This is a genomic window from Leisingera sp. F5 (assembly GCF_001593695.1).
The window spans coordinates 1-5156 of record NZ_LUKH01000132.1 but is presented as its reverse complement, the minus strand read 5'-3'; the positions used below and the strand labels follow the sequence as shown (position 1 = coordinate 5156).

Sequence of the window (5156 nt, the reverse complement as noted above, 5' to 3'; positions counted from 1 at the left end):
CAGCCCGGAACAGTGCCTTCGGGCAGTTTCCAGATTTTTTCGGCATAGGCCCGGTGCTCGGGGTTCTTCACCACCATGTCGGCGGGCAGGCGGTGCGAGAAGGTGCCCACCTCGCGGGCGGTGCCGCAGGCCGAGGGCTGGCCGGTCAGCGAGAACGGCGAGTTGCCGGGGGTAGAGATTTTGCCGGTCAGCAGGTGTATGTTGTACAGCAGGTTATTGGCCCAGACACCGCGGGTGTGCTGGTTGGCGCCCATGGTCCACAGCGACATGACCTTGGTATTGGGATCAGCGTACAGTTTCGCGATCTTTTCCAGGGTTGCTGCCGGAACGCCGGACATTTCCTCGGCTTTTTCCAGCGTGTATTCAGAGACGAATTCAGCGAATTCCTCAAAGCTCATCGGCTCGGAGCCGCCCGCCTTGGTGGCGTTCTCGGCCATCTGCTCCAGCGGGTGTTCGGGACGCAGGCCATAGCCGATGTCCTGATTGCCGCGGCGGAAGTTCACGTGCTTGCCAACAAAGTCCTTATGCACCGCATCATTCTGGATGATGTAGTTGGCGATGTAGTTCAGGATCACCAGGTCGGTCTGCGGGGTGAACACCGCCGGGATGTCCGCCAGGTCAAAGCTGCGGTGGGTGAAGGTCGACAGCACCGCCACCTGCACATGCGGATGGCTGAACCGGCGGTCGGTGATGCGGGTCCACAGGATCGGGTGCATCTCGGCCATGTTCGAGCCCCACAGCACAAAGGCGTCGGCGTTCTCGAAATCGTCATAGCAGCCCATCGGCTCGTCGATGCCGAAGGTCCGCATGAAGCCGCCCACGGCGCTGGCCATGCAGTGACGCGCGTTGGGGTCGATGTTGTTGGAGCGGAAGCCTGCCTTCATCAGTTTCGACGCGGCATAGCCTTCCCAGACGGTCCATTGGCCGGAGCCGAACATGCCGATGCCCTCGGGGCCTTTCTCGGCCAGGGTCTTCTTCCATTTCTCAGCCATGATATCAAAGGCTTCATCCCAGCTGACCGGGGTGAATTCGCCCTCTTTATCGTACTCGCCATTGGTCTTGCGCAGCAGCGGCTGGGTCAGACGGTCGGCGCCGTACATGATCTTGGACAGGAAGTAGCCTTTGACGCAGTTCAATCCGCGGTTCACCTCGGCCTGAGTGTCGCCATGGGTGGCGACCACGCGGCCGGCCTTGGTGGCGACCATGATCGAGCAGCCGGTGCCGCAGAAGCGGCAAGGGGCCTTGGACCATTTCAACTCGGTCAGGCTGGCGTCGGTGACAAGGTTCTGCGCGGCGGCAGGGATCGGCAGCCCGGCAGCAAGTGCGGCGGCTGCGGCGGCCTGCGCCTTAATGGCGTCGCGGCGGGTAAGTCCGGTCATTGGGGGACTCCTTCTTCAATGGCGAGGTCCTGCGCATCGCAGGTTTGATGGAAGACAAGCGCCGCGCTGGCGACGCCGTCGAGAAGCTGAATTCTGGCCAAGGCATCGCCAATGGCCCGGTCGCTGTCCGCCTCAAACAGGACGACGATCTTGCCCGAGGGATCGGCTTGCGAAATCTCGGCGCCTGCCATGGATTTGATGTTGGCCAGAACATCCTCCATCTGCGCCGGATTGCTGCGCACCAGCAGGCTGGAAATATGGATCTCTTCTGTCACGCGGGCGTCCTTTGCTGGCGGGGGTCGCAGAGTGCGATGGCATTGTTGGGACAGGTGGACAGGCAGGCACCGCAGCCGGTGCAGGCGCCGGGATCCACCTGAATGGCGCCGACCGGACGGACTGACAGGTCCATCCGAAGGGCACGAGGGTCGCAAATGTCGGTGCACAGCTGGCAGGCGATTCCGGCGGCATTCAGGCAGCTGCTGGTGATCTCCACTGTCACCGGCCAGGGCGCTGGCTGTGCCAGATCGAACACCGCCTGCGGACAGGCTTCGGCACAGGCGCCGCAAAAGGTGCATTCGCCACCGTGGAAACTGATCCGCGGGCGGCTGTGGCTGTCGAATTCGATGATCCCTTGCGGGCAAGCCTCAACACAGGCATTGCAGCCGGTGCACTGCGCCTGCACCCGGGCCTCATCCGTCCAGGGCGGACGGAATTCCGGCTCCGGGCGGGCCACTTTCCCGGTCAGGAAGGCGCGCCGCGAGGGGGCTGTGCTGGCATGTGCTGGCATTGGCCTGGCCTCTTACCCGGCGGGCGGTCCCAGGAAGATCTGGGAGATCCAGATGATCAGGCCGTATCCGCCGACCAGTCCCACCGCCAGTACCGGCGCCAGAACCACGGCGAGGAACAGGAAGGTGTTCCGCTCTTCGGCTTTGCTTGGCTGTTCGGACATTTTTTGTCCTCCTTGGCTCGTACAAATGTAGCGCAGCAAGCCGGCCGGAAAAGGCCGCATCTGATTCCGGTTTTCTGAACAGTGCCGCGTCGCTGGCAGGAGAATGCGCAGGACGGCTGTACTGCACTTTGATCTGAATCATTTCCCGGGCGGTAGATTTGGCAAAACAAAACATTCAAACAATCGAAATTAACGATATCAATGCGTCCATAGCGCTTCCAACCGCGAATATCTCCAACCTATTTAGAACACGCCCATATCTCGGAAATTGTATGGGAAGTGCCGCCTGACAACCTCGTGCCGCTTGGCCAGTAAAAGCGCACTGAATTTGATCATCACCCTTGCGATGCCATTCGGCCGCAATTACCGGGGCCAGCAATACGTCTGCCGCGACGTGGCGGGTGAAGTCCTCGCAGCAGCGCTTACGCGCAAACCTATGGGCTAATCGCGCAAAGTTATGGGGATCGCGCACGAATATGCGCGATCCTACACCCGATCAGAAATCCAGGTTTTCGACGCTAAGCGCGTTCTTTTGGATAAACTCGCGACGGGGTTCGACAACATCGCCCATCAGCTTGGTGAACAGATCATCCGCCTCGATCATATCGTCGACCCGCACTTGCAGCAGTGTCCGGGCGTCCGGGTCCAGTGTCGTCTCCCACAGCTGGTCCGGGTTCATCTCGCCCAGGCCTTTGTAGCGCTGCAGCGAGAGACCCTTTTCGCCTTCATCAAGGATCGCCTTCAAAAGATCCAGCGGTCCGTGAATAATCTGGCTGCGATCGCGGCGGATCAGCTGGGAGGAGGTGCCGTAGACTTCCTGCAGGCTTTGGGTGAAGCTGCCGGTTTTGCGCGCCTCGCCGGAGCGCAGCATCGGACCGTCCAGGGTACGCACTTCCTCGACCCCGCGCAGGATGCGGGCCAGGCGGATGCCGTGATCCTGGGTGATCCGGCCCTGCCAGCCGCGCTCATATTCCAGGGCAATGGCGTCCAGCCGCGCCGCAACCTTGTCGGCCACGCCCTGCAGGTTGGAATCCACCGCACCGGGCACAAAGGCACCGGCCACGGCAGCTTGCTCCAGGATGTGGCGCGGGTAATGGGTCGGGAAGGCATCCAGCACACGTTTGAGCTGGCGCGCCTCGTCGACCACGCGGGTAAGGTCGGCACCGGCAATCTCGGAGCCGTTACCGAGTTTCAGCAACGCGCCGTCGACACCTTGGTTGATCAGATAATCATCCAGCGCTGCCTGATCCTTGAGGTAAACCTCGGATTTGCCGCGCGCGACCTTATACAATGGCGGCTGCGCAATGTAGAGATAGCCGCCCTCGATCAGCTCCGGCATCTGCCGGTAGAAGAAGGTCAGCAGCAACGTCCGGATATGGGCGCCGTCCACGTCCGCATCGGTCATGATGACAATCTTGTGGTAGCGCAGCTTTTCAATCTTAAATTCGTCCCGGCCAATACCGGTGCCCAATGCCATCACCAGGTTGCCGATTTCCTGGCTTCCCAGCATCCGGTCAAAGCGTGCGCGTTCAACGTTCAGGATCTTGCCGCGCAGGGGCAGGATTGCCTGTGTCCTCCGGTCCCGGCCCGTCTGGGCGGAACCGCCGGCCGAGTCCCCCTCGACCAGGAAGACTTCGGTTTTGGACGGGTCTTTTTCAGAGCAATCCTTCAGCTTGCCGGCGAGGTAATTCACGTCCATTGCAGTTTTGCGGCGGGTCAGTTCGCGTGCTTTGCGGGCGGCCTCGCGGGCCAAAGCGGCCTCGACAATTTTGCCAACGATTTGCTTGGCCTGGCCGGGATTTTCCTCAAACCATTCTGCCAGTTTTTCCCCGACCAGGCTTTCGACCACCGGGCGCACCTCGGATGACACCAGCTTGTCCTTGGTCTGGCTGGAAAATTTCGGATCCGGCACTTTCACCGACAAAACGCAGGTCAGCCCTTCGCGGGCGTCATCACCAGTGAAGGAGATCTTTTCCTTCTTCGCGATGCCCGAAATCTGCGCATAGTTGTTGATCGTCCGGGTCAGCGCGCCGCGGAAGCCTGCAACATGGGTGCCGCCATCGCGCTGCGGGATGTTGTTGGTAAAGGGCAGCACAGTTTCGTGATAGCTGTCATTCCACCACATGGCGATTTCGACAACGATTTCGTCCTTTTCACCGATGATATAAACCGGAGTTTCCATCACCGGCGTCTTGTGGCGGTCCAGGTATTTGACGAATTCCTTGACGCCGCCGTCATAGTACAACTCCACTTCCAGCCGTTCCGCCGGGCGTTCGTCGATCAGGATGATGCGCACGCCGGAGTTCAGAAAAGCCAGTTCCCGCAAGCGCTTTTCCAGCGTTTCAAAAACATATTCGAGGTTGGAAAACGTATCCGTCGAGGCCATGAAGCGCACTTCGGTGCCGGTCCGGTCGCCGCAATCGCCGACCACCTCCAGATGCCTGGCGGTATCACCGCGCTCAAACCTGGCAATGTGTTCCTTGCCGTCGCGCCAGACGCGCAATTCCAGCCAGTCAGACAGCGCGTTCACCACCGAAACACCCACACCGTGCAGGCCGCCGGAAACCTTGTAGGAGTTGCTGTCAAACTTACCGCCGGCGTGCAGCTGGGTCATGATGACCTCGGCCGCGGATACGCCTTCTTCCTCGTGGATACCCACCGGAATGCCGCGGCCGTTGTCGCTGACGGATACGCTGGAATCGGCGTGGATTTTCACCGTCACGTGGTCCGCGTGGCCTGCCAGCGCCTCGTCGATGCCGTTGTCCACGACCTCATACACCATGTGGTGCAGGCCCGAGCCATCGTCGGTGTCCCCGATATACATGCCG

At 60.8% G+C, this 5156-nt stretch carries 5 protein-coding genes; all 5 read right to left on the bottom strand.

Going from position 1 to position 5156, the window contains the following annotated elements:
* On the bottom strand, nucleotides 1-1379 hold a 1379-nt coding region (locus A2I95_RS25645), incomplete at its 3' end, for a molybdopterin-dependent oxidoreductase (RefSeq protein ID WP_291734465.1).
* Nucleotides 1376-1654 (bottom strand): chaperone NapD, encoded by a 279-nt coding sequence (locus tag A2I95_RS25640; protein WP_259996304.1) that lies wholly within the window; start codon nucleotides 1652-1654, stop codon nucleotides 1376-1378. The genes A2I95_RS25640 and A2I95_RS25645, both read right to left, overlap by 4 nt.
* Nucleotides 1651-2166 carry a ferredoxin-type protein NapF gene (locus A2I95_RS25635; protein WP_291734461.1) on the bottom strand — a complete coding sequence of 172 codons (516 nt, stop codon included), beginning with the start codon at nucleotides 2164-2166 and terminating at the stop codon, nucleotides 1651-1653. Before A2I95_RS25635 ends, A2I95_RS25640 begins: the two co-directional genes overlap by 4 nt.
* A gap of 12 nt (nucleotides 2167-2178) precedes the next feature.
* The gene (gene napE, locus A2I95_RS25630) at nucleotides 2179-2328 is read right to left on the bottom strand and encodes a periplasmic nitrate reductase, NapE protein (RefSeq protein WP_129372422.1); all 150 of its coding nucleotides are present in this window, start codon (nucleotides 2326-2328) and stop codon (nucleotides 2179-2181) included.
* Nucleotides 2329-2824: 496 nt separating this feature from the next.
* Nucleotides 2825-5156 (bottom strand): DNA topoisomerase (ATP-hydrolyzing) subunit B (gyrB, locus tag A2I95_RS25625; protein WP_291734458.1); only part of this gene is annotated, 2332 nt, incomplete at its 5' end.